The organism is Sphingobacterium sp. HMA12 (assembly GCF_002933815.1).
Taxonomy (GTDB): domain Bacteria; phylum Bacteroidota; class Bacteroidia; order Sphingobacteriales; family Sphingobacteriaceae; genus Sphingobacterium.
Genome location: NZ_BEYR01000001.1, coordinates 2,907,741 through 2,932,106, shown reverse-complemented (window position 1 = coordinate 2,932,106; position 24,366 = coordinate 2,907,741). Strand labels below are relative to the sequence as shown.

Below are 24,366 nucleotides of genomic sequence, written 5' to 3'. Positions count from 1 at the left end.
CCAGTTTATTGTTCCTTTGAAAATTTCATTTCAAACCCGTTTTCTCGCCTTATCACCTGTTTTAAATCTGGATTAAATTGCCATTCTATTCCAAGACCCATTTTGAAAAGATCGTTCCCGACATAATCTAGAGGGGTGCTATCTTGATCGGAAGACTGTAAAATTAACTTTCCATCCTTTTGTATGAAGGTCAGTTTAACTCTAGGGGATATTTCAGCAGTGTATACACCTAAATATCGCTCAATATTTTCGATGGCTCGTTTTTTTATTTCATAAGGTTGCATTGTGGCAATTCCCTCTAAATTTTCTAACCGGGCAATTATTCCCCAACCATAAAAGTCATTCGATACGCCTATTAATAATTGATTTTCCCCTTTCTTGAGTTTTAATTTAGTACTTCCGTTCTGTACCGAAATCCTCCCGTCCGGATACTTTTTCATATTCTGTCTAAAAATATTTTTGTCTGCATAAGTGATCTGATCATTCAGATAAAGCCATATTTCATCCGAGAAACCCAGTTGAAGATTAGTCTGAGTGGCTTCTTTTGCATTGATTGTAGCTTTTAGCCAAACTATCCTACGTTTTTCACTGCCGCCAAAGCGCCGTGTTAAGTTGACGAGCCCATATCTTTCGGCTGCTATTTTTTCTACAAAGGAGTCATCTTTCGGTAGGTCACTGACAGTAGTCGGCTCTCTTCCTTCGGGTAAAAGTGCGGGCTGAGCTACCGACCAGTTTCTGATATAATTTGCTTCGTGTCTGCTCAGGTCTGCGCCTTCAGTTTGCGCCAAGTTTTCGGTCTGACCGGGTTTTATCACAATATTGCTAATATAGGAGTCACCATCAAAGGCAATACTTCCAGAGCGTTCACGACCTTCCAATTTTGGTATCGTTAGTCTGAGACTATCATTGACAAAGACCTGCATTTGCAGACCTGATATGACCAGTTTCATATGATTCCATTCGTCTGTTTTAGCCTGCGCAGCAGTCTGATATTGTGGATACATGTCCCACATATTTATACCGTCTAAAATAGGGCAATACTGAATGCCTTCGTTAGCGAATGGATCAGTCATTTTGGGAACACGCAGATAGACAATTTCCTGCTCTTTCTCATTTTTTCGGTGGAAATAGATTGCACTTGCAAACTCTGTTTTTGCCGGAATTACATCATATTCGATAGTACCGTCTGAAAAAACCAAATCTTTTATGATTATCGGTCCCGATGCTGGCGCGATTTTCATCGTATTACGTCCTTTAAAATTTAAGAAATCAACTTTTCCGGATTGAAATATCCATTTTTCCGCGCTTAGTGCAATGTTTTGTGTGCCGGGGATTTTACTTTTCATTTCTTGGGCATAACTTTCGAACAATATGGCCAAAAGTGTGGCTACTATCAAAATTATTTTTTTCATGTTAATAAAGTTTTTTGATAAATTTAGTGCTTAGACATCTTCTTCCTGAAGTCAACCTTGCATCAAGTTGGTTCAAGTTTGTTCAAGATGGTTTTATGGTTTTAAGGTATTTGTACACAGTGAATTATGATAAATATAAGTCAATCGGAATTATTTCAATGCCTTAAGGAATCAATTGAAAGTCAACTTGAATGGGGTGCAACTTCCACTTGGAGCACTGCCGATTTTGAAAAACTTTCGAGTAAAATTCAGGAGAGAACAGGAGTAATGCTTAGCATCTCTACGTTAAAACGGATTTTTGGTAGGGTCGACTATCAAAGCGCACCATCGCTGACTACCCTGAATACCTTGTCACAGTTTATTGGTTATGAAGACTGGCGGGCATTTCGTAATACATATACCCAAAATCGGCCAACACAAATGGATGTACCGGAGGAAGCTGTTTATGGAAATTTTGAGACTGGCCGAAAAAAGTATGGACATTTATTTTCCAAGCTTATTTTGCCTGTTCTAGGACTGGTCTTGATGGGGTTTTTGACCCAAAAATTTGTTCTTAGTGGAAAGTCATCTCCTACTGGCGCTTTCCATTTCTCGTCGAAGACTATATTGACGCAAGGCTTACCCAATTCAGTCGTATTTGATTACGATGCTTTAGATGCGAATACGAAAGATACGATATTCATTGCTCAAAGCTGGGATACCCGCCGTAAGGTCGCTGTAGATAAAAATGGTAAACATCACTCTTCTATATATTATTATCCCGGTTACTTTCGGGCCAAATTGATGGTCGGAAATAAAGTTGTCCGCGAACATGATATACAGATTAAAACTGATGGCTGGTTGGGGCTGATAGAGGCGGATTGGGGAAAAGAGCCCCTATATTTTAGAAAGGCTGATATTATTAAGCCGAATGAAATTGCGGTTGACAAAGAGCTTCTAGAAAGATATAAAGTCGACCTTTTGGCAGATGCTCCACCCGTACGGCTTTACAACCAAAAGAATATAACCGGCGTAATGACGAATAATTTTAGTTTTGAAACGGAACTAAAGACAGGAATGGCTAATGGGGGAAATAGTTGCCAGCGTGTGGAAGTGCTGTTGCAATCAAAAAATGATATCATTATCGTACCACTCGTAAATCCCGCATGTATTGGTGATATCGCTCTTATTGCCGACGGTTTTTACACAGATAGTAAGCAGGATGATCTCAGTGGATTTGGCTGTGATCTCTCCAATTGGACCAAGCTGAAAATAGACTGTAAAAATCAACAAATTAGATTTTGTATCAATGACAAACAGGCATACATGGCCATGATCAAAAATGCGCCTACTGAAATTGTCGGTGTACAGTACCGATTCAAAGGACCAGGTTTTGTTAGAAATACCCGTTTATGGGGATCAGGCAATAAAGAAATTGTTTTTTGATCTAAATATATTACTCCCGGAACAACTGCATCTTCTGACCTTGCGTATAGGTTTCGTTCTCCCATAACATTTTTTTATTTTTTAAGGACAATTACTTCTCAGTCCCGTTTACCATAGTGTAAGACAATTTTATTTAATTAACTATTATAAGCAGGTAAACCTCATTATAGAACTATGAAATATTTATTATTAAACCTTTCTCTATCGGAGATTATTGCATCCCTAGTATTTATAATCATTATGTATCTACTTTTCCTGAAATTTTTTAGAAAAAAAAACGATTAATTTTTTTTGGATAGCAATACATTGTCATAGTTGACTTAACTAAATTAAACAGTAAAACGGTATTTCAATAAGTTGAAAATACCGTGATATTGCGAAGTCTGTCGTTCATGAATCGTATGTATATATGTTTTATTCCGATAATTCCATGAAATTTGCGCCAATGACTTTTAATGTGACACCGATGTCTGCATCGCCTGTAGTCGGTGTTTTGTGTCTTTTCAGCGTGACTTTCGGGGCTGTTATTGAACTTCTTGCTTTTTTAAATACTTATTTTTTTGCTGGTCGATTTCAATGGTATAACTCCCACGGAGTTCTAGTATCCATCCATCACCTTTGACTAAATTTTTATCAATGGATACAGGCAACGAAAGCGAAATTTTCTTCCAGTCTGGGCTGATTAAAGCGCCCTTTTCAACAGTCAAAATACCCCATACATCTGTGATTCGGGTCGAAGGATAATACGTGCCATCACTTTCGATTGGAACAATTGTTCTTGGGTCAAAAGAGTAGTTCATTTTTTCAAACATAATTTCAAAATGGGGCGACTCAACGAACTTACCTTTGTATTCTTTGATGATGCGTTTGTTTTCTGCGTCCCTCGCATTTTCTTCTTCGAAGATCCTTTTACCATTGTACTCTTTGGCTAAGTCTTTAAAGTGCTTTTCAGTAAGCGACGGGACTGAAATAGCAAATTTCTTAATAAAATAGTGCGTTAGATCGGTTGAATAATCAATGTCCTTATTCCAGCTATTATCTCGTTTAAAAAGTAGATAGCCATAGGAGGGAGTGGTTTGATAAGCAAATGACCTGACAAAAGTTCGGTTTTTTAAGGATCGTTCCATACCTCTGATTAGATAAGATTTTACAGACTCATCGGTGCGACCGCTGGCAATTATTCCTGTAAATTCAGCTATACCTTCATTGATCTCGAGTAAATTTTCATTTTCGGCTGCTTTTTCAAACTGCAATTGCCTATATTTTCTGAAAAATAGTGCGTTACCAAGGTGTTTTTCAATTTCTTTATTCTGCATTGACCCTAATGCTTTTTTTAATGCTTCATATTCAAGACGTAAGCCTATTCTTCCATCTTTTTCGTCAAGGTGATTGTTATTGGCATTATTTAATTCAAAGCCGAGTTCAGGCTGTATGCGATGAAATGACTCATGCGCCAGAAGATTAATACGGTCATCGCTATTTTCAGGCAGGGGCAACATAATCATGGCCCATCGCTTACCGTTCCACTCCAATGCCGTATTGGAAATATTGACATTTTGTGGAAGTATTCCAGTATATACACCAGCCGTATGCTGTAATACCCCTGTTTGATCACCCTCATTTGCATATATCTTGCGTGTTTTAGGATCAACTAATAAGGTAGGGCCATATAGGCTTTTATTCCAAAGTTTAACAGAGTTATCAGAGGTATGTTTTAACTCTGTGAAAAAAGTGTTTATCTGATCTTCATCGTAGCTTCTTGTCTGCGCATAAACCAGACTGATTGAACTAATAAATAACAGGAGAGCTGAAAGCCTTTTCATCATATGCAAGAGGTTATGTATACAAATATTATAAAAATTAGGCGGAAAGCTCGGTTTTATCATTCTAATTTTTTACGATTTATAAGATTATAATTAAACCGATTGCATATTTTGATTCCCGTGCTTTGATCCATGCTGGATATCTTAATGCGAACGAGCTGTCATCGGGAAGTATCTACAAGACAACGGGAAGTACAGATACCGTCAATTGCATGGGCCGAATTTACATTTGTAAAGTGATTTAAAATATTTCATTATGAAAGATAAATATTCAATTTGGTTAGGTATGACAGTATTGGCATTGATCTTAACTGCATGTAGTAAAGATGATGATATGCCGTCAACATCAATGGCGACTGTCACGATAGAGAACGTGCTGGATTCTAAATCATTAGTAGAGTCTGGCTCTTTCAAAAACACAGGGGCTTCTCCGGTAATTATGCCCGGAGAGTCAGTTTCCATTAAATTTTCGGCCGCCAAAGGTCAAGCGCTTAGTTTTGCCACCATGTACGGATGGTCAAATGATCTGTTTTTTGCACCTGCAAATCCGGGCATAATATTATATCAGGAAAATGGTACTCCTATCGAGGGAGATGTATCGGCACAGATCAAATTATGGGACAACGGAACCCGTATTAATCAGAAGCCCGGTGCAGCTGTCATGCATCCGGGTACCGCTGAAAGCACGCCAAAGGCTGTTACAGCAGTAAATGGAACTGATGCTCAAGGTAATACCTATGCCATGGCGTCATCACTTATGAAAACATCATTGCATTATGATGGTAATTCGTTTTTTACCTTGACAATAAGCAATGTTTCGGGGGCGACATCCAATCCTACTCCTTTTAGTCCCGGAGTATGGGCAATTTCATATATAGCGGGAGGTAATTTATTAAATCCTAATCCATTATTTGAAGCCGGTAAACTCAGTGCCAATGGCCTTACTAATATCGCGGAAATGGGTGACAACATTGTGTTGGCAAATTACCTGACTACACAAACAGGTATTTTCACTCCGCTATCTCCGGTATTGGTTGTTGTCTATAAAGGTATCGAAAATCCGATTTATAAAGTCGGTGAAAATGATCGTGGAAGGGGGTTAAAGGATTTGGCACAAAAAGGTGATGCGGCAGGCCTAGCAGCTTACCTTAAGACGGTGCCAGGGGTAAAAGCAGCGTATGTGCTTCCTGCAGCCAGTACAACGGTTTTATTACCCAAAATTAGCGGCCAGCCTGGGGGAAGAGTTTCACAACAGTTAAACGTGTCAAACGGAGATCGTCTTGCTATTACAACGATGTACGGGCTTTCCAACGATTGGTTCTTTGCGTCGAAAGATAACGGGATAGATGCAACAACCAAAGGAGATGTATCATCTTCAATGGGACTGTTTGATAACGGAACAGCAATCAACCAGTTTCCCGGAGCAGGTAATGCACAGGCTGGGTTGGGCGGAACGCCTGTGAGCGAAAGTAAGCCAATCGGAGAAGTACCTAATCCGAATACTTTCACCACGTTACCATCAATAGCTAATATGATTAAAGTGACCATCAACTAACATATTATAAATTTCTGAACAAAATGTCTATTGGGTTCTCCCTAGCAAAAAGTATTTAAAAGTTTGTTTGTCACCAAAAGGATAAATAAGTATTGTAAAAATGAATAATTTAATAAAAAAGCGACTCGTGGTGTTCATGGCTGTGGCTTTCTTCACGATCTGTTTGACAGCAAGAGGGAATGCACAGGAGAAAAGTTGGGGGATGAAATCTTCTGGCTTGGTAGATAAAGAAGAAATGCAACTGATATCTGGTATGATACCGCTGAAAGCAGAAGATATAAGTCCATTACTTTACGGTGAAAAAATACCTGGCGCAGTATTATCCGATGTTTCAGGAAAGAGTTTTGATTTGAATAAAGCTTTCTCTGAAAAGCCCACCGTTTTGGTGTTTTATCGTGGTGGTTGGTGTCCTTACTGTTCCAGACAGCTTTCTGGTCTGCAGGAAGCGCTCCCCAGGCTCGAAGAATTAGGGTACCAATTGATCGCCATCAGTACCGATTCGCCTAGCGGTTTAGCACAGTCTGTAGGAAAAGAAAAATTGAGTTATACACTGCTCTCTGATGCGGATCTGGCATTGTCCAAACAAGTTGGTATTGCGTTTAAAGCTCCCAAAGGGTATTGGGAGATGCTTCCGAACACAACGGGTGGTAAAGATACCGACCTTCTTCTTCCTGTCCCTTCGGTATTTATCGTCGATAACATGGGGATGATAAAATTCGAGTATATAAATCCTGATTTTAAACAACGACTGGACTCCAATCTTTTAATTTCGGTGGCGAAAAGTGTTAAGAAAGATCTTTAAGTGAAGGTAGGATTTGGTAAAAAGAATAAATTCGAAATAACGGTTGAGTATGGAGTAAAACAGCAGGGAAAATGGGGAGTTACTTATCAGAAAATGATTAAATTTAGGTTAGGAACACCTGAAAGGAAAATATAAAATGATTAAGGAGTATAACGATACCGCGACAGCAGCACGATTTGTGATGCATAATGATAATAAAATGCTTTCGGGAAAAGGACTCCGTCAACAAGGATCACAGCCTATCAACACGTTTATCTACAATAAAGGTGGTGAACAGAAAGTGCTGATAGATGAGATTACCTATACAATGCCGGCCAGATGTATTCTCCCTTTGGTTTCCAATCAACATTTTATATTTGAATATCCTGATAGCTTGACCGCTTGGCAGTTTAATCGGGAATTCTACTGTATCGTTGACCATGATGCTGAAGTCGGCTGTGTAGGATTTTTATTCTATGGTATCCGTCATCCTATGTTTATCACATTGAATGACGACGCAGCTGGAGAGATGTCCCATCTAGAGAAGGTCTTCTCCAATGAACTTATGGTGAAGGACAATTTTCAGGGAGAAATGCTTCGGACACTTCTTAAAAGGGTCATTATCAACACAACGAGGATTGCAAAGCTCCAAAGTGAAAGCTATCAGCAGTTTCCCGATGAAAAAATGGATATTGTTAGAAAATTTGCATTGCTATTGGAATGTAACTTTAAACAGGAACACGAGGTCAGATTTTATGCTGCTGCACTTAACAAGTCTCCAAAGACCTTGAGCAATGTCTTTTCGTTGTTAAAACAGCCGGCGCCATCCGTTCTGATCCGTAATAGAATTATGCTTGAAGCTAAGCGCTACTTCCATTATACCGATAAGTCAGCGAAAGAAGTGGCCTATGAGCTGGGCTTTGAGAGCCCAGCTCATTTTAGCCGATTTTTTAAAATGTATTCAGGAACAAATATTTCTGCCTTTAAAAATCTCACAGGATAAGATTTTAAATACAATTAATACGATGTTCATTGTCTTGGGTCAATTATTTCTAAAGTCTAATTCGTCAACTGTAATTTTCCGATAAAAGGCCGTTTGTCAATTGTACTGATAGCTTCCCGGATAGAATAACATAGCTGGTAATTCTCGTTGAGCATTTTTTTGTTTAATTCTATTTTTTCATCGGCGATCTTGTCAAAGATCCATGTGGGATATAGTGGATCTGAATTGAACTTCGTAATTAATACAGTATACCCATCATTTTGAGCATCCTTTAATCTCTCTTTAGTTATATCTACTATTTTCATAGTGAGATAATATACGAAAAAAAAATTAAGGGGTTTTTGTGTAATTCATGATATTTTCCCCACAAATGATTATCTCGTGGTCGTTTTAGGCTATTCCAGTCTTAATTTTCAAATGGGTCATGACTAGGGCATTTGTTACCAACAATCAATGGATAACAGGAAATCAAATGGCTTAAGCTCTTCTAAAACTAAGCGACTCAAGTATAGTCCCACCGGAAAATAGTCCATTTTCCATTAACTTTTTCCGGATAAAATCGTAGCCCTGACAACAGCCCCACAGAAATTGTCCAGTAATACAAAAGATTTTTTATCGTCTGGAACAAAATAGGGCAAGTGAAAAGTATATCCTGATAAAAATTGCTTCACCCTGTTTATCTTTTTATGGTTTGCAACGTTATACTTTCCGTGATCTGTATTGGAATGTATACGTACCTTTTCCCTCACAGAAATGAAAATCAGCTATTTTAATATTCATTTAGTTGAAATAATGGAAAGATCGATTTAATAGTGCAAAAATACTTAGTTTTGTTCATCATATGCGTTTAAGCCGATATGGACCAAAGTAAATGATAACCTAATACATGACAACACAGTGGCCAATTCCACAGCATACAATAGATAGAAACAAAAATTTACCTCGGCAAAACCTGGGGTTGGTATTTATATAAAACGTATGGATAGAAGAAGCTTTTTTAAGAAAACAAGTTTAATTGGTCTTGGTGTACTGGCAAGTCAGTTTAACGTTTGGTCAAAATCAATATTTGCCTGGGACAATCCGCTACACAATATCCCTGAACAGAAGGGTATAGATCAACAATGGCTCGCCTCTCTGTATCAGAGGGGCGAGAAAATTGCCTACCGAAAGAGTAAAAATGAACTACGTTATATTGGTATGCCGGTGGGTGGATTACATACAGGTACTGTCTATATCGGTGGCGATGGGCGCTTGTGGTTATGGCAGATATTTAATACTGCCTACGATGGTGAACGCGAAGGTATAGAACCCAAAAATGTGCAATGGAATAATGGAAAAGAGCTGGTGATTGTCCGCCCACGTGATGGAGCAGCTTATATCGAGCCTGCAATTGCGGACAACCTACGCGGCATAGAGCAAGGTTTTGCGCTATCAGTTAATGTTGGAGGAAAACAAATCGTCAAAGAACTTCGGGAAAATCATTGGGATGAGGTTGTATTTGAACCGACTTATCCGACCTGTCGGGTTACATATAGCAGCACGAACTACCCTGTGGAAGTTGTGCTGACAGCCTATTCGCCATTTATTCCGTTAGATCAAGACAATTCCTCCCTACCTTTAACAACTTTTCATCTTGAATTGCGCAGCAAAGTGAATACACCGGTTGAAATAATCCTAACGGGTTGGATGGAAAACGCTGTGTTTAAGGGGCGTAAGGATCTTAAAACAGTTCGTAAAGTATCTCGCCTTTTAGATAAAGCAGACCTAAAAGTCTTACATTACAGTTGTGAACAAGTGCCTGACAGTGCTTTGCAAGACGGAGACTTTGGTACGATGGCCTTTACATGTTTGGACCCGCAGGCACAGGTGCATACTAAAGTGCGGCATTGGCCCATCGCGCCGCACTTATTGAAATCTGATCATAACGATTCAGTCGTTGATTTTTCGGATTTACAAGTGGGAGCCTATTCGGTTCAGCGTATGATAGAACCCAATAGCACGAGTGAGATTTCGTATGCGATCTCCTGGCATTTTAACAATCCACATCCCCAGTTAAGGGCACATTTGAAAGATGCTCATAGTGGTTATTGGTACGGTGCAAAATTCAGCGATGCAGCAGCAGTCATGGACTACTATCTGACACATCGGGAACAGCTTGAAGGAGAAACTATAGCCTGGCAACAGACTTGGAATGATTCGACATTGCCCCATTGGTTTATGGACCGTACCTTTCTCAATATAGGGACTTTAGCAACAGCGAATACGATGCGTTTTGCTACGGGAAGGTTTTGGGGCTGGGAAGGTGTTGGAGCCTGCGCAGGCTCCTGCACCCACGTGTGGCAGTACGGGCAGTCCATGGGCCGTATATTTCCTGATCTTGAGCGTAATTTAAGGGAGGTTACAGACCTCGGTGTTGGTTTTCAGCCCGAAACCGGGGCAATTATCTTCCGTGCCGAATACGAAAAACGACCTGCCATCGATGGGCAGGCTGGTGTTATTCTCCGTTTCTATCGGGATCATCAGATGAGCAGTGATGAAAGTTTTCTAAAAAAAAATTGGCCAAAACTTAAACAAGCGATTCAATTTGTCCTCGATCAGGATAAGAATGGAGACGGTATGACCGATACACCAATGGAAAACACGTTGGATGCCGTGTGGGAAGGAGAGATCGCTTGGATTGTAGGACTTTGCCTCGCCGCCGTACAAGCCGCGGCATGCATGGCCGAAGAGGTCGGTGATAAGAAATTCCGGCAGGTCTGTATGGACTACGTTAGGAAAGGGGCTGTAAATATGGATAAATATCTTTTTAATGGAGAATATTATATCCATCGGCCAGATGCGGTACAGGGAAAGAGGAAGCTGGGTTCCTACAATACCTGCCATATAGATCAGGTTTATGGACAGGCCTGGTGTTTTCAAGTGGATATCCCGCGGATTAATAACAGAGAGAAAACATTATCCGCTTTAAAGGCGCTCTGGAAATATAATTTTGCGCTGGATGTGGGACCTTATATTAAGACACATCTTGGGGGAAGACCTTATGCACTGGCTGGTGAAGGAGGGATGGTCATGAATACCAATCCAAAAAATGAGGAAAATGCTTACGGCGACAATGCGACTTGGCAGCTTGGCTATTTTCATGAATGTATGAGTGGGTTTGAACATCAGGTGGCAGCGCACATGATGGCGGAGGGGATGATCGATGAAAGCTTGGTTATGACCAGGGTAATTCACGACCGGTATCATGCAGCAAAAAGAAATCCCTTTAACGAAATAGAATGCAGTGACCACTATGCACGAGCGATGGCGAGTTACGGAACCTTTATTAATGCCTGTGGTTTTAGTTATCATGGTCCAAAAGGTCAGATCGGTTTTGCCCCTAAAATAGGTGCTTCAGATTTTAAAGCACCTTTTACCACGGCGAGGGGGTGGGGGACCTACATTCAAAAACAACAAAGCAAAGGAAAATGTGTTTGTCAGTTGACATTAAATTATGGTGAATTAGATCTGAAAGAATTTCACCTGGGGGATGCCGGGCAGCTATCGCTCGATCACAAGCAGATTACCGTACTACAAAATAACAAACCAATATCACTTGATAAAGTGAAACGTCGCGACGGGCGTCTGGTGCTCAATTTTAAAGATAGCATAGATCTAAAAAAGGGCGATACACTACATATTCGATGGTCATGAAAAAAATAGTAAATACGCTTTTGTGATAATATGCCTTTTCTGGTTATGGGATGTATACCATCAGCTAACCAAAAGAAAAGATCTAAACCGAAATTCGGCTAGCAGAAGGTGCTTTTACATAACATATCCGTACTTAGACATCGTAATTGGATATTGATCGTTGACAAAGCCTATCCTGCAGCAGCGGGGGCAAACATCCTTGTCTTTAATTCCCAAAAGCAGAGTCCGAGGTACTTGACCGTGTATTTCAACTGTTCAGTCGGCAGAAGCACATCCGGTTTGTTTTTTTATCTGGATAAAGAGTTTGACTATTAAATGTATAACTGCATAAGCTACAGGAGTTCAAAGTAAGCATCTGATTGATAAATTTTGTTTGCAGCTTCAGCTGATATTCTAAATTTTCCTTTGCCTGCCATCATCGGTGCCGTAAACATAATTTCATCGGCACTCACCGGTATAGGTACAATTTGAAAGTCACCGAAACGGATTTTTTGTGCATATTTTATGCTCTTACCTTTCACATGGATTAATGAGCCCGGTAACCCACTCGAGGGGGCAAAACTGTCTAGTCCGATTCCCATTGCGTTGATTTCGAGTTTTTTGTCAGTGAATGTATATGCTCCTGCCGCGTTTTGGTAACCTATACTAATCTTATTGGATCCGAAGTTTGAAAGAAACCAGGTAAAAGTCGCTTCTCCATCTTTTTCGCATATAGCATCCCAATAGATGTTATTGCTGCCCAGTAGAGTATATATATTCCCTTTTGAAAAGTTTCCATAAAGGGTAATCAGATCTCCCTCATAAGCGCTGATTTTATCACTTGATAGCCAGTCGAAATTCTTGACCTTAATCTTTTGGGGTAGACTAATATCATAAAATCTGTCTTTGAACTGAAACGAATAGAGCCCCTCTTTTAAATTGCCGACTTCAAAATAGAAGTATTCATTTCCGGTTTGCCTAGGATCTACAGGTAGATCTCCAAATGTATAGTCAAAGTACATTCCCGATTGGAAATCCCAGAACCCGGGCCATTGGATCAAGCATTTCGCTCCGGGATGAACGAAAGACTGCTCAATCTTTATTTTCGCTAAATCTGGAGCATAAAACGTGATTTCCTCTTTGAAAATTACCGTTTCTACACCATTTGTATAGCCAAACCTGAAACGTGATCCCTTTAGATTCTCTATCTGACTAAATTGTAACTGACTAGTGAATGGAATCTGTAGATCGCCCAATATAATTTTAAAATCATCGTTCGGATGGCGGTAATCGGGCAGGTTGAGCCCCATGATGTCCATCACTTCCATCGGTGTAAAACTTGTTTTAACAGGCGGAATTAGCTGACCCAAAATATTGACCTGAGCAATATTATAATAAAAGTCTCCATATGGATATTCCCTGCGTTTAAAAGAAAAACTGATTTCCTGCCCATGATATAATCCGTTTGTTTTGGGAACCTTAAAACGAATAGATTTTTTATCTGGAGCCAATATATAGGAGGTTTCCAGGCTTTGGCTAGCGTTGGATTGGGCATCAGCGAAATACGAGAAAAATTTGTAATTTTTGTCTATTAAACTGAAATCACCATTGACTACTATGTCCTCGCCGGGTTTCGCTTTTACCTTTTTGACTTGGTCAATCGCAAAACCACCGATCTGAAACGAATTAAATTCACCTTTGTAGTATCCTTTTTCAGTTCTGACATAAAAGCAGTATGTATATTTAAGATCCACATCGAATGGTTCATTTGGCTGATACGTAAATTTGATCGTAGGATCGGTTGTATTTTTACCAACTTCGATCTCCTGTTCTTTCCGTTCGATCGCGTATTGATCAATAGTTTTGATAATGAAACCATAACTGAGGATTTTTTGATCCACGATGGAGTCTATCTGACCGAATAGGGTGACGCTATTTTTGCTCAGTTCGTCCATGTGTCCCGTCCGGACGACGATTTTCTCTTCGGCAGATTGAATATATTCTATCTCCTGAATCTTTTTGCAGGCAACAGTCAGTAGCGCGAGACCGGATACCATTAGAAAAAATAATATATTAGGCTGTTTTATAAAGCGGAGCATATCTCTGTTAAAATCTTAAATTAATTCAAAAGTTTCCTTACCCTTTATCCATTTATCACCAAAAAGGAGATTGATTTCTATCTTTCCTTTATAGGTGATATCCCGGGGAATGGTGAATTTGATTTCCTCTTCACCTGATTCCCGCCATACCAGTCTACCACCAAAATAGATCATACCAAAATAAATCCCTTTACCTACGATGGTGATCTGATCACCGGCTTTACCCTTTTTAGGGTAAAAGTCTGAAAAGACCGGTGCTAAGATTTCGAGGTTTAGATTTGTTTTGTCCATATATTCCTTCCCCTCACTTCCATGATAGCCTATAGAAATAGGATAAGTTCCGGCAGCAATAGGAGGTATAACAATACTGAATTGGCCATTTTGTAAGGAAACAAGCGAAGCATCTTGATCACCCAATTTAACCTGATAGGAGAGGTTTGGTCTAAAGTTGCCATTGATCCTGACAAGATTTCCATAGTAGCCTTTATTTTGCTCAATACCCGTCACTTGCAATTTTTTGACTCTTAGTTTTGCCTGGCTCGTAAATTTAAAAAACGGACTGCTTGCCGAAAGGGCATATTCACCTTCCGGAAGATCTCCGATAGTCAGTTTATGTATTCCTGTCCAATTAGAACTGACGTAGGCATTTTTGTTTCCTACCTTATAGGTTGTGAGATCCTGTTGCCCAAATGCTGAAAAATCCACTCCTGAGAAATTACCTGTGCTCCCCGGATGAAATTCAGCGTCATTAAAGTACAGCCCAGAGGGGAGGGGCTGTTTAATTTGAATCCTTTGTTTAAAAATGACGGTATCTTTTCCATTGAAATAACCCAATGTATAGTTGTCTGCAGGTTGTCCATAAGTCAAATGAATCAAATTCATTTCGGGTTCGTAAGGAAAGGACCGGTTGCCGAATAGGATATAGAAAGGTTCTTTCATAACGGAACCTATGCCCGGACCGGTCAACGTAATTTTATCATTGTACATGAAATTGTAGTTGGTCGGTTCATTCAGTTTGCCTATCACTTTTACAGTTGCTAACATCGTGCTTCCATACAGTCCGCTCGGATGTATCTTATTTTGGAGGACAAAACTTACACGGTTGCCATGCGTCTGATTGGCAGGCATCTGAAAGACTAAGGTTTTAAGATCTTTGCCCAGCGTAAAAGGAATTTCCTGTCGATTGTTATCATCATTAATATTCAGAGTATATTTATCCTTTATCTTTTCAAAATTTCCATTGATGGTAATTTTATCATCGGGAGAAGCGATAATATCATCTCTATAGTCGATGTCGTGCCAATAAAACAATAAGCTGGTCGATTCCCCTTTGTAAATCCCCTTTTCTGTCCTGATATAATAGTAATATTTAATGGAATTCGCATTTAGGATTTCGCTCGGTGTTTGGATGCTGTGTGTAATCTTGCCCGTTGTTACTTTGGGACCTAACGGATAGGCCAGTTCTCTTATTCTTGTATCGTAATAGTTTTGGTATTCGATAACAAAGCCATGATCAAGAATGCTTTCATCATTCAGGTATAATATGCGCCCAGAAAACGTGATTGTTGACTCATTCGCTTTGTCGTTAATCAGTGTTTCAATACGAATGGGATTGGTGTCAGGGATAGTTTCAACGACTTTTTCGACTTTTTTACAAGAAAAAAGAAAGCATAATGATACTAGCCAAAGGATATACGATTCTTTCATAAAAGGGTTAACTTGCCGGCAAAGATACGCTATGGGAATATTATATCAAAAGATATGAGCAAGTTGGGGCTGAGGGTTGAGAAATAGATGTTTTTTAGTTTTTTTTAATATTAAGGAATCGGACTTTTGAAAAGCATTCCGCAAATAATAATTAGTCACAATAGGCAATCAGTCCACTTTGTTTTTCGGTTGCTGTATTAAGGATGTGAAATAATTTTTGTACATCCGTATCTGTTTGCAAATGCTTTTGCAAGATGTTATTTACAATCTGTTTGATGAGTAAAGTCGTTAGCCTGAAATCTGAGTAAAAGTTGAATTCTTTATCGATTATGTTTTTCTTCTGAAGATTCTTAAATGTTCCATAATCAAGTTCTCCAACAAACTCTAATCCGATCTCAGTTGGATAATTTGGCTTCGCCTGATTATCATCAATAATATAAAAGTCTAACATTTTTAAGACGGTCTTTAAATCCGAAATGTAAAATTAATTTTTTGACCATTTGCATAGATTAATATTTTCACATACTGGTTATTTTATAAATACCGTTGAAAACCAAACAGCTAAAAAATAAAGATAGATGTCTGGATTAATAAATGCATGTTATTTCTTCTTCAATTTTACTCCAACTCCAATGGTTAAGACCAGGAAACTGCTCAGCCATAAAAAATAACCGGCCGCTAAAGATGTTATCGCAGATTCAGACCCAGATTCGCTGGCCATAATTTTGTCCATTTGAGTGAATGCAAGCGCGATTAAACAGGGAACGAGACTGATATAAAATGCAGCTTTTTTGTTACGGTTTAATACAGTACAGATAGAAAACAGGTATATTGGATTAGCACACCAAAATAGGAAAGGTATAATCGCTCCGCCCAATGGGTACATCCATCCCGTTAACACGATTGTTAAACTATCCATTGCTTCAGGTTTCGCATTAGGCCGATCTATAAAGAAAGCGGGCATGGCCAAGGAAGCAATAAACAGGATTATGCTCAAAAGGACGGCTCCTTTTTCAACTGAGGATAAAAAATTAAATCTATTATTGATTTTCTTTAGCATATTTACATTATCCTTTTTTATAAATCGTACTCGTGTTGTTATGCCAGAAACCGTTTGATAAAATTCATATTATAGGGCGCATTGGCTTGATCTCAAAAACATTCAGAAGCCTATCTCTAAGTTATTACTTCTTTTTCTCATATTCAAGGATTTTTTTTATCCGATAGGTTAATTGGGCGAGAATGTGTCAAAATAGGACGAACAATAGTGATCCGCTTTTTATGTAAAGAATAGCTTTGAGAAAATGATGGAAAAAATAAGTAATAAGGCTATAAAGTTGGCAGTGGATGTTGAGTCAAAAAAGATCCTCTAAAACAAAGTATAGCTGAGATTGGTTTTTAAAGTAGGCTTCGCATCGAGCGTAGTAATACCTGAGAATTTGTCGACAACATTTAAAGAACATAAGAATGGTAACACCTGAAAATTTAACACAAGAGAAACGGTTTCGTCCCAGTGATAAAGCTGGGTTTGGTGGGGTAGCCTTAGGTAATGGATTTCAGCAAAACTCGGATCTTGAATGTCTACAGGCGGTAGAGGCTGCGTGGAATGCAGGGATACGATTATTTGATACTTCCCCATGGTATGGCCTGGGCATCAGCGAACGTAGAATGGGCTTATTTTTAAAAGATCAGCCGCGAGACAGCTTCACCCTTTCGACTAAAGTAGGACGACTCATGGTGCCTGAGGAGGATTTTAAGATGGAACAATTGCTATGGAAGGGTAAAATGAATTTTAGCTATACCTATGATTACAGTGCTGGCGGTGTGCGGAAGAGTGTCGAAGATAGCTTACAGCGCCTAGGCTTATCATCCATAGATGTTGTCTTTATCCATGATCTTTCGCCTGACAATGGCGATATGAAAGATAGCTATAGCAGTTATTTCGAGCAAGCTGCGAAAGGGGCAATGCCAGAACTGACTAAAATGAGAGAGGAGGGAATAATAAAAGGCTGGGGTTTAGGTGTCAATACCATTGAGCCTATATTGCAGACATTGGATGTTGCAGACCCCGATATTTTTCTGTCTGCATGCCAATATTCATTGATTAAACATGACGATGATCTCAACAAGGTCTTTCCGAAAGTAGCTGAAAGAGATGTATCCATTGTGGTGGGAGCACCATTATGTGCTGGATTTCTGTCAGGCAAAGACCGTTATTTGTATGATGGTAAGTTTCCTGCTGGAGTTAGGGAAAAACTGAATGCTTTACAGCGTGTAGCAGAAAATCATGCGGTGGACCTACGTACAGCGGCTTTGCAATTTGCTGCTGCGCCAGACGAAGTTTCAGGCGTTATACCCGGGGCACATACAGCTGAGCAGGCGGTACAAAATGCATTGTCTTTTAAGACCAACGTACCCGCAGGCTTTTGGGAAGAATTAAAGCATGAAAAGCTAATTGCGGAAAATGCGCCAGTACCAAAAATTTAAGTACTGGCATTCCTTTTTCAGAAAAGTCAAATTTGCTAACGAGCTGCACATACAATTCTTTACTATTGTTTAGCTTCTCTAGAGGTGAAAAAAGCCGCTGTTCAATTGAACGCCTAAGCTGAGTAGATAGAAATTATATTACTTTATCGGTATCAGCAGTTTGAATGTGATCTTTTTTCCATCCGTTAGTACATCAATATCCCCTTGATGAAATTTCGCTATTTCTTTGGTCACATACAAGCCCAAACCGAGGCCCTTGCTAGCGGAACCTCGTACAAATGGCTTAAATAGATCCGGAATATTTGGTGGGTGGATGGCAGTGACCTGATTTGTTACACTGAAAACAAAATTGTCCTTCTCTATAAAAGCATTTATTTCAATTTCTTTATGAGGTTCGCCATGCTTTACCGCATTACTGATCAGGTTAACAAATGCTCTTCCCATTTTATTTTTATCACCATGCACATGTAGGGGGAGTTGCATATTTGTTATAACGGTATTCTGATGCATTACTTCAAATTCGTCCAATACTTGTTTTATTAAAGGTTCTATATTTACAAGCTCAGTGTACCGTTCAATATCACGCCCAAAACGGGTATTGCTAAAATCCAAAATATCATCTATTACACCCTTTATCCGGGCAGATGCATCTTCTATTTTTTTTGCAAGACTTTTTTGCGTTTCATTTTCAAGGTTCTCGCCTAGATATTGAGATAATAGTTTTATTATACTGACCGGATTGTGTAAGTCATGGGCTAGAGAAGATAAAACAAGGTCCCTGTTTCTGGAGTAGGAGCGTTCCTGCTCAAGGATACTTTTGAGGTGGCGCCTTTCTGTTGTTGAGCTGAAGTCAATGACAATCATATCACCGCAAAAAGGGAACAGTGTTTCCAGTTTAATCCGGTCAAACTGAACCGGTTCATCGTTCATAAAACTTAAATGACCGACAATAGTGTCATTTTTGTTAAGTATAGGGTAGGAAATATAGCTCTTTAATCCAAATTTTTGAAGAAGCTCGCCCCATTGCTGTTCTGCACATCGGTCGATATCGTCGATGAAAATTGGTGCCAAACCTTTTCTTATTTCCCGATAGATTTTTACATAAATATCACTATTTTGATCGATGATTTGTTGAGACTGATCATCATAAACACACCAATTGTTCCATTTATTTCCCTCTTTTTTGCGTATCATCCCGTACCTCATTTGGGTATGGCTGCACATCGTTTCCAGAATTTTTTGGCTAGCATTGATCTGGCCCAAGTCAGTATATCTTGTGTTCTGTTGGTTTTTCGTATTCTGGACTGTCATTTTTTGTCGTGTTTTATTTGTTCGAAAAGCGCAATATTCTAGCCCGAATGATAAGACGATCAAACTTGGTCTAGCACTTTTACGGCACGTAAAAGCGTAGTGATGATGGCGGCGGCTAAAAGAATATGAATTACCTCGCCTGTGACAAACCCGCCCAAAAAACTAATTGCCCAAATTAATACCAAAAGCACAGTGACTATGTACAATAAATCTCTCATATATGCTTATTATGAATAGTTATTTACTGAATAACAGTATATAGCCACAGATCGTTTCATAATTCTTGATTTATTATAATGAACATTTTAAGATCATACTATTTTCTCCTGTACCATTCTTAGATAGAATAGTTATAAACACTGTACAAAGGTGAGTCCATTTCAACCATGCATGAACTGAGTTTGGCGACCGGGGTAAATTATTCGTCAAGCAGTTTGGCAAGTTGGGTATCCAGTTCATCACCTGCATTGCCGATACCTTTCCAAATGATCTTTCCAGCCGGATCGATCAGGATTTTAGTCGGAAAAGCGCTGATATGATATTCCGATATTAGATCCTGTTTATCTTTCTGTAGGTTATTCAATAGGTGTATCCAGTCGATCCCATCTTCCTCAACTGCTCTTTTCCAGGAAGTGACCGGATCTGAACCCCGTTCTTTAGCTATACCTACAATTTCGAAACCCTTAGATTTGTACCTGTTATATAATGCCAAGAGATGGGGATGGCTTTTGCGGCAAGGCAGGCACCAGCTTCCCCAAAAATCCAGTAATAGATACTTTCCACGGAAATCTGCGCTGTTGATAACCTTACCTGTTAGGGTTTGTCCAGAAAATGGAATCATGGCCTTGCCTACGGCAGCACTTTCATTCTTCGTTATAAAATCTTTTACAGCAATGCCATAGACAGATTGCTGCAGATTTACAGGAAATTGATTGTAAAGACTGCTCAATTTATCGGAAGATAGACTGCCCATCCGCTGAGTAAATAAATAAAGAGCGAAAAGATTATCGGGATGGGCGGTAATATAATCCATAACGACATTTTTCTTGTCGCTGGCAAGCCCGCTTATTGTCTCTCTAACCTTTTTTACCGAATCTAGCAGGTCTTGATTTTTCCACTTTTGTTGTTGTCTACTCAATGCAAAAATTGCAGTGGTAAGTGGGATAAAAGATTGGTTGAACTGGGCCATTTGCTTAGTAAACTGTCCACCATTCGCGGTGGCAGTCCATAATTCCATCGCATCACCTTCTACAGTAATGTCATCTCCCGGTGCTACAAATAACATAAGGGGAGGAGCGATCAGATAGCTTTTACTTCCTTTAATCTGCACGGCATTGTCGAAGTACTTTTCGGGGTAAATGTTAATTTCTTGGGCATAAGCTAAGGGCAATATAACTTCAAACTGATCAGTTTTACAGGTAACGGTGATTTTTCTGTTTTTTCCATTTTCTTTATAATGGACTGAAATGTCATGGTTCCGTAGGTTTGTGATATGACCTTTTATGACAGCTGAATCCTGACCGTAGGCGACTGTTGCGCTGAAAACTAAAAGTAATATATTGAGTAAATATTTCATGGAGATATTAATCTATTTGTTGAATAAATATTTTTGTTGAAAAGCATTTTTTACCGAAACTGTAAACGGTATCTTGGGACCTTTCCAACCATGTCTTTCCGTCGGATAGATCATCAATTCGAATTTCTTGTTTTTGCGTTGCAATAGATCTACGAGTTGATAGGACTGTTGTATATGGACATTGTCATCCATAAGGCCATGCTCGATCAGTAACATTGATGAGCCATAACGTTGATAGTGGTCTATATGGGTCAACACCGATCCATATCGGTAGCCATCTGGGTTATTTTTTGGAAGTCCCATATAACGCTCTGTATAATGACTGTCATAGAGCCTCCAATCAGTGACAGGATAATCCGCTATGCCGTAATTGAAATGTTCGGCACCAAGCGTCAATGCCATGGCTGTAAGATATCCACCATAACTGCCGCCATTGATAAAAATGCGATCAGGATCTACCAAAGGATTTTCCTTGAGCTTTTTCACCCAGCTGATATAATCATGGATTTCCCACTTACCGAGATTGCCATAGAGATAATTGAGTGCTGATTTACCGTTATGTCCCGACCCTCGATGTTCAAACACTACCCGGATGGCCTGTTCGTCCGTACTATCGATCATTGGATTGACCCAGCTATCTGTTACCGTCTGGTATTTCGGACCGCCATATATACGAATGATGACAGGGTATTTTTTACCTTTGACCAGCTGTTTTGGCCAAGATACGCTTGCCGGTAACATAAAACCCTCATCCGTTTTTAACCAAAGAATTTCTTTCTTGCGAATTCGGGTTGTATCGAATTGCGTTGCTCTGGAGTCGGCTATATCGGTCACTTTGCCAGATTTGCTGTTCACCAAACCCACGCGTGTTGGTGTGGAAGCATTAGAATAATGTGTAATAAATTTATCCCCCGTTGGAGATAAAAGAATTTTATTGTGTGTATAATTGCCAAATGTTAGCCTTCTTTGTTGCCTTCCATCCCATCGCACTTTGTAAAGGTCTGTTCGGATAGCATTTTCTGCACTTGCTGTAAAATAAATCTCTTTTTTGTCCGAATCAATCCGTAAGATTTGAATATCCCAGTTTTTGCCAGCAGTGACCACATTTTTTAAGCTGCCTTGCAAGGAGTACTGATAGATCTGTTCCCATCCGGAAAAATCCCGTATAAGAAAAAAGCCATCTTTCGTCCAATAGATATTTTTGACCCAATCAACCCAGGTTTCCTGTTGCTCCTGATAGATTTGAGTGTAGTTGCCTGTAGTTGGATTTACATCCAGCAATCGCAATTGATCTTGGCGGCGAGGCATCCATTGCACCAGTAGGCCCTTGCTGTCAGGTCTCCAAAAAGGAGTTCCCAAATAATGGTCCGTCGCATTGTCGAGGTCTGACCAGTTTACACGTTGATCTTCTACCGAAGCGATTCCCAAGGTAACTGTTGGATTAGGATCTCCAGCTTTGGGATAATGTGTTATTTCGGTAGTACCATGCTGTCCTATCGGACTGTAAAGCGGCATTGTCGGAACCTTACTGTCGTCAAAGCGATAGAAAGCAATATATTTGCTGTCGGGCGACCACCAAAATGCACGGTAATGGCTATCCCGTTTTAAGATTTCTTCATAATAGACCCATGAGGCATAGCCGTTCATCAGCGTAGCTGTACCATCTTTTGTAAACTGGATATCTTCGTTGGTCGCTAGTTTACGCGCATATAGGTTGTTGTTTTTCAGATAAGCTATCCATTTTTTATCTGGAGACAGGAGAGGTAATATCGCTCCTTTAATCTTTAATGGCAAGGTGTCGGCCGTATCTGGCTGGTTGCTATTTGTTGCAGGTACTTCCGCTGTTACTTTTCCTGTTTTACAGTCAATGATCGCAAGTAGTCTTTGCTTTCCATTTGTTTTTGCCTGGATATAATGCTCGTTATCTTTCCAGCCAGTGATATAGGGGAGTGGTTTGACCAATGTGGTATCCAGACGGATCTGCCCCTGCGCGGTCAATCCAAAAATGACGATGCAGAAGATTAGCAGAAAACGATAAGTATTATGTTTTATTCCCATGAGTTTGATGTTAATCGTGGATCATTTTCTAGTGCTTTGCTCGGAAACGGTAAGATGTATAAAGGAGACTTTACCGGAAGGACAAAGTTTTGCTGCGGCACATTCGGTGTGGCTACAGGATCTGCGGGAAACAGTCTGCTGACTACTTTTTGATACGCCGATTCCGTATTTAGTCTGCGTAGGTCCAGAAAGCGATTAATACCCCGAACAAGCTCCTTGCGGCGTTCTCCGATAACAAAGTTAACGGTATTCTCTATGCTATTGGGCAAAGCAAAACGCGTATGGTCGTAGTTTTTGTAACGGCTCTGCAAGTAAGGCTTGAGGTATTCCTTGACGACTTCATTCTGTCCCTTACGTGCATAGCATTCAGCCAGCATGAGCAAAACTTCGGTTGTGGTCAATCCAACGTTGTTGGCTGAATACTCTTTACCATTAGGTACCCAGGAGAGTATAGACTTGTAGTCTTTGATTGTCGATGCGGGCTGTTTGTAAAGGTCCAGCCGGATATCCTTTACATTGCTAGCCTGTCCGTTTGCCTGCAAGTTGCTGCGATAAAGATCAATTAATTCCTGCCCGATATACGTATAGCTGGATGCAGTTGTTGCAAAGAAAAGGTTTTCCTCGCCTGTAGCGTAAATTGGTGTGTTGGGCTTATTGCTGGACGGATCGACCAGGTTTACCAGGTCATAAGTTTTATGGTTGAGCTGATAAGATTGCAGTGCAGCAGCAATACATTCATCGTATTCTTTTTTGAAGAGATGAACCTTGGCTTTCAGCGCATAGGCAGCAGCCTTATTGAAGCGATACGGTGTTTTAGCGCTGATATTCAGATCAGGGATGGCCTCGTTGATATCGGTCTCGATCTGCTGATACACTTCGGCGACGGTTGATTTGGCCAGTGTAGGTTGCGTTTCGATGTAAGGATCCAGTTTCAGAGCTACACCACCATCGCTCGCTGCCGTTGTTTTATCGTAAGGCTTAGCATAAGTATTGATTAAAATAAAATAGGCAAATGCACGTAACATCTTGGATTCAGCAATCACACTGGCTTTCTCTGTCGTTGTGCCAGACATATTATCCTTTTCGTAGATAATGGTGTTGGCTATTTTGGCGATACGTTGATAAAGGGTCTGATACATGGTCGTTCCATTTGTTCCAGAATTTCCACTTGCATTTAGGCTACGGTCGTATTCGGTCAGAAAAAGAAAGTTTGCGGTAGTAAGGTTCGGCGCGCCCCAGACACTGGAAACGGTCTGGGCGTTGACCCAGTTCTCGTCGCTAATGTAGGCGATATCGGCGATGTCATAAGAAGTAATGTTGTCGAAGAGCATACCATATTCTTCGGCTGAGTTCAACAGGATCTTTCCTTTGGGCTGAAGGTCGAGCCATTTGTTGCAAGACGTCAATAAGGTAAAGGCGATGATACTGCTATAAATAATATTTCTTGATTTCATGTG

At 39.9% G+C, this 24,366-nt stretch carries 18 protein-coding genes; 6 read left to right on the top strand and 12 right to left on the bottom strand.

What is annotated here, in order from left to right:
• Positions 1 to 5 precede the first annotated feature (5 nt).
• Positions 6 to 1,412: a hypothetical protein gene (locus HMAT_RS12590; RefSeq protein WP_104383030.1), complete on the bottom strand. Its 1,407-nt coding sequence runs from the start codon at positions 1,410 to 1,412 to the stop codon at positions 6 to 8.
• A 126-nt stretch (positions 1,413 to 1,538) separates the two neighbouring features.
• Between HMAT_RS12590 and HMAT_RS12585 the strand changes: the two genes are divergently transcribed.
• Positions 1,539 to 2,837 (top strand): hypothetical protein, encoded by a 1,299-nt coding sequence (locus HMAT_RS12585; protein WP_104383029.1) that lies wholly within the window; start codon positions 1,539 to 1,541, stop codon positions 2,835 to 2,837.
• Positions 2,838 to 3,361: 524 nt separating this feature from the next.
• Here the strand turns inward: HMAT_RS12585 and HMAT_RS12580 are convergent.
• Positions 3,362 to 4,663 (bottom strand): hypothetical protein, encoded by a 1,302-nt coding sequence (locus HMAT_RS12580; RefSeq protein ID WP_104383028.1) that lies wholly within the window; start codon positions 4,661 to 4,663, stop codon positions 3,362 to 3,364.
• Positions 4,664 to 4,916: 253 nt separating this feature from the next.
• On the opposite strand from HMAT_RS12580, the gene HMAT_RS12575 reads away from it, so the two are divergent.
• From HMAT_RS12575 to HMAT_RS12565, 3 genes are all read left to right on the top strand, one after another.
• Complete coding sequence (locus HMAT_RS12575) at positions 4,917 to 6,215, top strand: spondin domain-containing protein (protein ID WP_104383027.1); 1,299 nt, start codon at positions 4,917 to 4,919, stop codon at positions 6,213 to 6,215.
• A 100-nt stretch (positions 6,216 to 6,315) separates the two neighbouring features.
• Positions 6,316 to 7,017, top strand: a complete 702-nt coding sequence (locus HMAT_RS12570; protein ID WP_199768614.1) for a peroxiredoxin-like family protein — start codon at positions 6,316 to 6,318, stop codon at positions 7,015 to 7,017.
• 136 nt (positions 7,018 to 7,153) lie between these two features.
• Positions 7,154 to 7,999, top strand: a complete 846-nt coding sequence (locus HMAT_RS12565; protein ID WP_104383026.1) for an AraC family transcriptional regulator — start codon at positions 7,154 to 7,156, stop codon at positions 7,997 to 7,999.
• Positions 8,000 to 8,055: 56 nt separating this feature from the next.
• Here HMAT_RS12565 and HMAT_RS12560 read toward each other — a convergent pair whose 3' ends face one another.
• Positions 8,056 to 8,304, bottom strand: coding sequence for a hypothetical protein (locus tag HMAT_RS12560; protein WP_104383025.1), 249 nt, complete (start codon positions 8,302 to 8,304; stop codon positions 8,056 to 8,058).
• A gap of 673 nt (positions 8,305 to 8,977) precedes the next feature.
• On the opposite strand from HMAT_RS12560, the gene HMAT_RS12555 reads away from it, so the two are divergent.
• Positions 8,978 to 11,692 (top strand): GH116 family glycosyl hydrolase, encoded by a 2,715-nt coding sequence (locus HMAT_RS12555; RefSeq protein ID WP_104383024.1) that lies wholly within the window; start codon positions 8,978 to 8,980, stop codon positions 11,690 to 11,692.
• Positions 11,693 to 12,024: 332 nt separating this feature from the next.
• Here the strand turns inward: HMAT_RS12555 and HMAT_RS12550 are convergent, their stop codons facing one another.
• From HMAT_RS12550 to HMAT_RS12535, 4 genes are all read right to left on the bottom strand, one after another.
• Positions 12,025 to 13,728 carry a hypothetical protein gene (locus HMAT_RS12550; RefSeq protein ID WP_158655811.1) on the bottom strand — a complete coding sequence of 568 codons (1,704 nt, stop codon included), beginning with the start codon at positions 13,726 to 13,728 and terminating at the stop codon, positions 12,025 to 12,027.
• Positions 13,729 to 13,785: 57 nt separating this feature from the next.
• Positions 13,786 to 15,477 (bottom strand): IPT/TIG domain-containing protein, encoded by a 1,692-nt coding sequence (locus tag HMAT_RS12545; RefSeq protein ID WP_104383022.1) that lies wholly within the window; start codon positions 15,475 to 15,477, stop codon positions 13,786 to 13,788.
• Positions 15,478 to 15,628: 151 nt separating this feature from the next.
• Positions 15,629 to 15,928, bottom strand: a complete 300-nt coding sequence (locus HMAT_RS12540; RefSeq protein WP_104383021.1) for a hypothetical protein — start codon at positions 15,926 to 15,928, stop codon at positions 15,629 to 15,631.
• Positions 15,929 to 16,078: 150 nt separating this feature from the next.
• A complete protein-coding gene (locus HMAT_RS12535) occupies positions 16,079 to 16,537 on the bottom strand; it encodes a hypothetical protein (protein ID WP_104383020.1) in 459 nt (152 codons plus the stop codon).
• A 407-nt stretch (positions 16,538 to 16,944) separates the two neighbouring features.
• Here HMAT_RS12535 and HMAT_RS12530 point away from each other — a divergent pair, with 407 nt between their 5' ends.
• Complete coding sequence (locus HMAT_RS12530) at positions 16,945 to 17,964, top strand: aldo/keto reductase (RefSeq protein WP_104383019.1); 1,020 nt, start codon at positions 16,945 to 16,947, stop codon at positions 17,962 to 17,964.
• Between the two features lie 138 nt (positions 17,965 to 18,102).
• Here HMAT_RS12530 and HMAT_RS12525 read toward each other — a convergent pair whose 3' ends face one another.
• The 5 genes from HMAT_RS12525 to HMAT_RS12505 form a co-directional block, all read right to left on the bottom strand.
• Complete coding sequence (locus HMAT_RS12525) at positions 18,103 to 19,275, bottom strand: ATP-binding protein (RefSeq protein ID WP_104383018.1); 1,173 nt, start codon at positions 19,273 to 19,275, stop codon at positions 18,103 to 18,105.
• A 59-nt stretch (positions 19,276 to 19,334) separates the two neighbouring features.
• Positions 19,335 to 19,493 (bottom strand): lmo0937 family membrane protein, encoded by a 159-nt coding sequence (locus HMAT_RS12520; protein WP_104383017.1) that lies wholly within the window; start codon positions 19,491 to 19,493, stop codon positions 19,335 to 19,337.
• A gap of 200 nt (positions 19,494 to 19,693) precedes the next feature.
• The gene (locus tag HMAT_RS12515; RefSeq protein WP_104383016.1) at positions 19,694 to 20,851 is read right to left on the bottom strand and encodes a TlpA disulfide reductase family protein; all 1,158 of its coding nucleotides are present in this window, start codon (positions 20,849 to 20,851) and stop codon (positions 19,694 to 19,696) included.
• Positions 20,852 to 20,863: 12 nt separating this feature from the next.
• The gene (locus HMAT_RS12510; RefSeq protein ID WP_104383015.1) at positions 20,864 to 22,909 is read right to left on the bottom strand and encodes a DPP IV N-terminal domain-containing protein; all 2,046 of its coding nucleotides are present in this window, start codon (positions 22,907 to 22,909) and stop codon (positions 20,864 to 20,866) included.
• Positions 22,900 to 24,363 carry a RagB/SusD family nutrient uptake outer membrane protein gene (locus HMAT_RS12505; RefSeq protein ID WP_104383014.1) on the bottom strand — a complete coding sequence of 488 codons (1,464 nt, stop codon included), beginning with the start codon at positions 24,361 to 24,363 and terminating at the stop codon, positions 22,900 to 22,902. Before HMAT_RS12505 ends, HMAT_RS12510 begins: the two co-directional genes overlap by 10 nt.
• Positions 24,364 to 24,366: the final 3 nt, after the last annotated feature.

What these genes read in the sequence shown, in the direction of transcription:
- HMAT_RS12565 (WP_104383026.1), top strand. Translation starts at nt 7,154, where the DNA reads ATGATTAAGGAGTATAACGATACCGCGACAGCAGCACGATTTGTGATG.
- HMAT_RS12545 (WP_104383022.1), bottom strand. Translation starts at nt 15,477, where the DNA reads ATGAAAGAATCGTATATCCTTTGGCTAGTATCATTATGCTTTCTTTTT.
- HMAT_RS12530 (WP_104383019.1), top strand. Translation starts at nt 16,945, where the DNA reads ATGGTAACACCTGAAAATTTAACACAAGAGAAACGGTTTCGTCCCAGT.
- HMAT_RS12560 (WP_104383025.1), bottom strand. Translation starts at nt 8,304, where the DNA reads ATGAAAATAGTAGATATAACTAAAGAGAGATTAAAGGATGCTCAAAAT.
- HMAT_RS12510 (WP_104383015.1), bottom strand. Translation starts at nt 22,909, where the DNA reads ATGGGAATAAAACATAATACTTATCGTTTTCTGCTAATCTTCTGCATC.
- HMAT_RS12590 (WP_104383030.1), bottom strand. Translation starts at nt 1,412, where the DNA reads ATGAAAAAAATAATTTTGATAGTAGCCACACTTTTGGCCATATTGTTC.
- HMAT_RS12540 (WP_104383021.1), bottom strand. Translation starts at nt 15,928, where the DNA reads ATGTTAGACTTTTATATTATTGATGATAATCAGGCGAAGCCAAATTAT.
- HMAT_RS12520 (WP_104383017.1), bottom strand. Translation starts at nt 19,493, where the DNA reads ATGAGAGATTTATTGTACATAGTCACTGTGCTTTTGGTATTAATTTGG.
- HMAT_RS12525 (WP_104383018.1), bottom strand. Translation starts at nt 19,275, where the DNA reads ATGACAGTCCAGAATACGAAAAACCAACAGAACACAAGATATACTGAC.
- HMAT_RS12575 (WP_104383027.1), top strand. Translation starts at nt 4,917, where the DNA reads ATGAAAGATAAATATTCAATTTGGTTAGGTATGACAGTATTGGCATTG.
- HMAT_RS12515 (WP_104383016.1), bottom strand. Translation starts at nt 20,851, where the DNA reads ATGAAATATTTACTCAATATATTACTTTTAGTTTTCAGCGCAACAGTC.
- HMAT_RS12550 (WP_158655811.1), bottom strand. Translation starts at nt 13,728, where the DNA reads ATGGTATCCGGTCTCGCGCTACTGACTGTTGCCTGCAAAAAGATTCAG.
- HMAT_RS12555 (WP_104383024.1), top strand. Translation starts at nt 8,978, where the DNA reads ATGGATAGAAGAAGCTTTTTTAAGAAAACAAGTTTAATTGGTCTTGGT.
- HMAT_RS12585 (WP_104383029.1), top strand. Translation starts at nt 1,539, where the DNA reads ATGATAAATATAAGTCAATCGGAATTATTTCAATGCCTTAAGGAATCA.
- HMAT_RS12505 (WP_104383014.1), bottom strand. Translation starts at nt 24,363, where the DNA reads ATGAAATCAAGAAATATTATTTATAGCAGTATCATCGCCTTTACCTTA.
- HMAT_RS12535 (WP_104383020.1), bottom strand. Translation starts at nt 16,537, where the DNA reads ATGCTAAAGAAAATCAATAATAGATTTAATTTTTTATCCTCAGTTGAA.
- HMAT_RS12570 (WP_199768614.1), top strand. Translation starts at nt 6,316, where the DNA reads ATGAATAATTTAATAAAAAAGCGACTCGTGGTGTTCATGGCTGTGGCT.
- HMAT_RS12580 (WP_104383028.1), bottom strand. Translation starts at nt 4,663, where the DNA reads ATGATGAAAAGGCTTTCAGCTCTCCTGTTATTTATTAGTTCAATCAGT.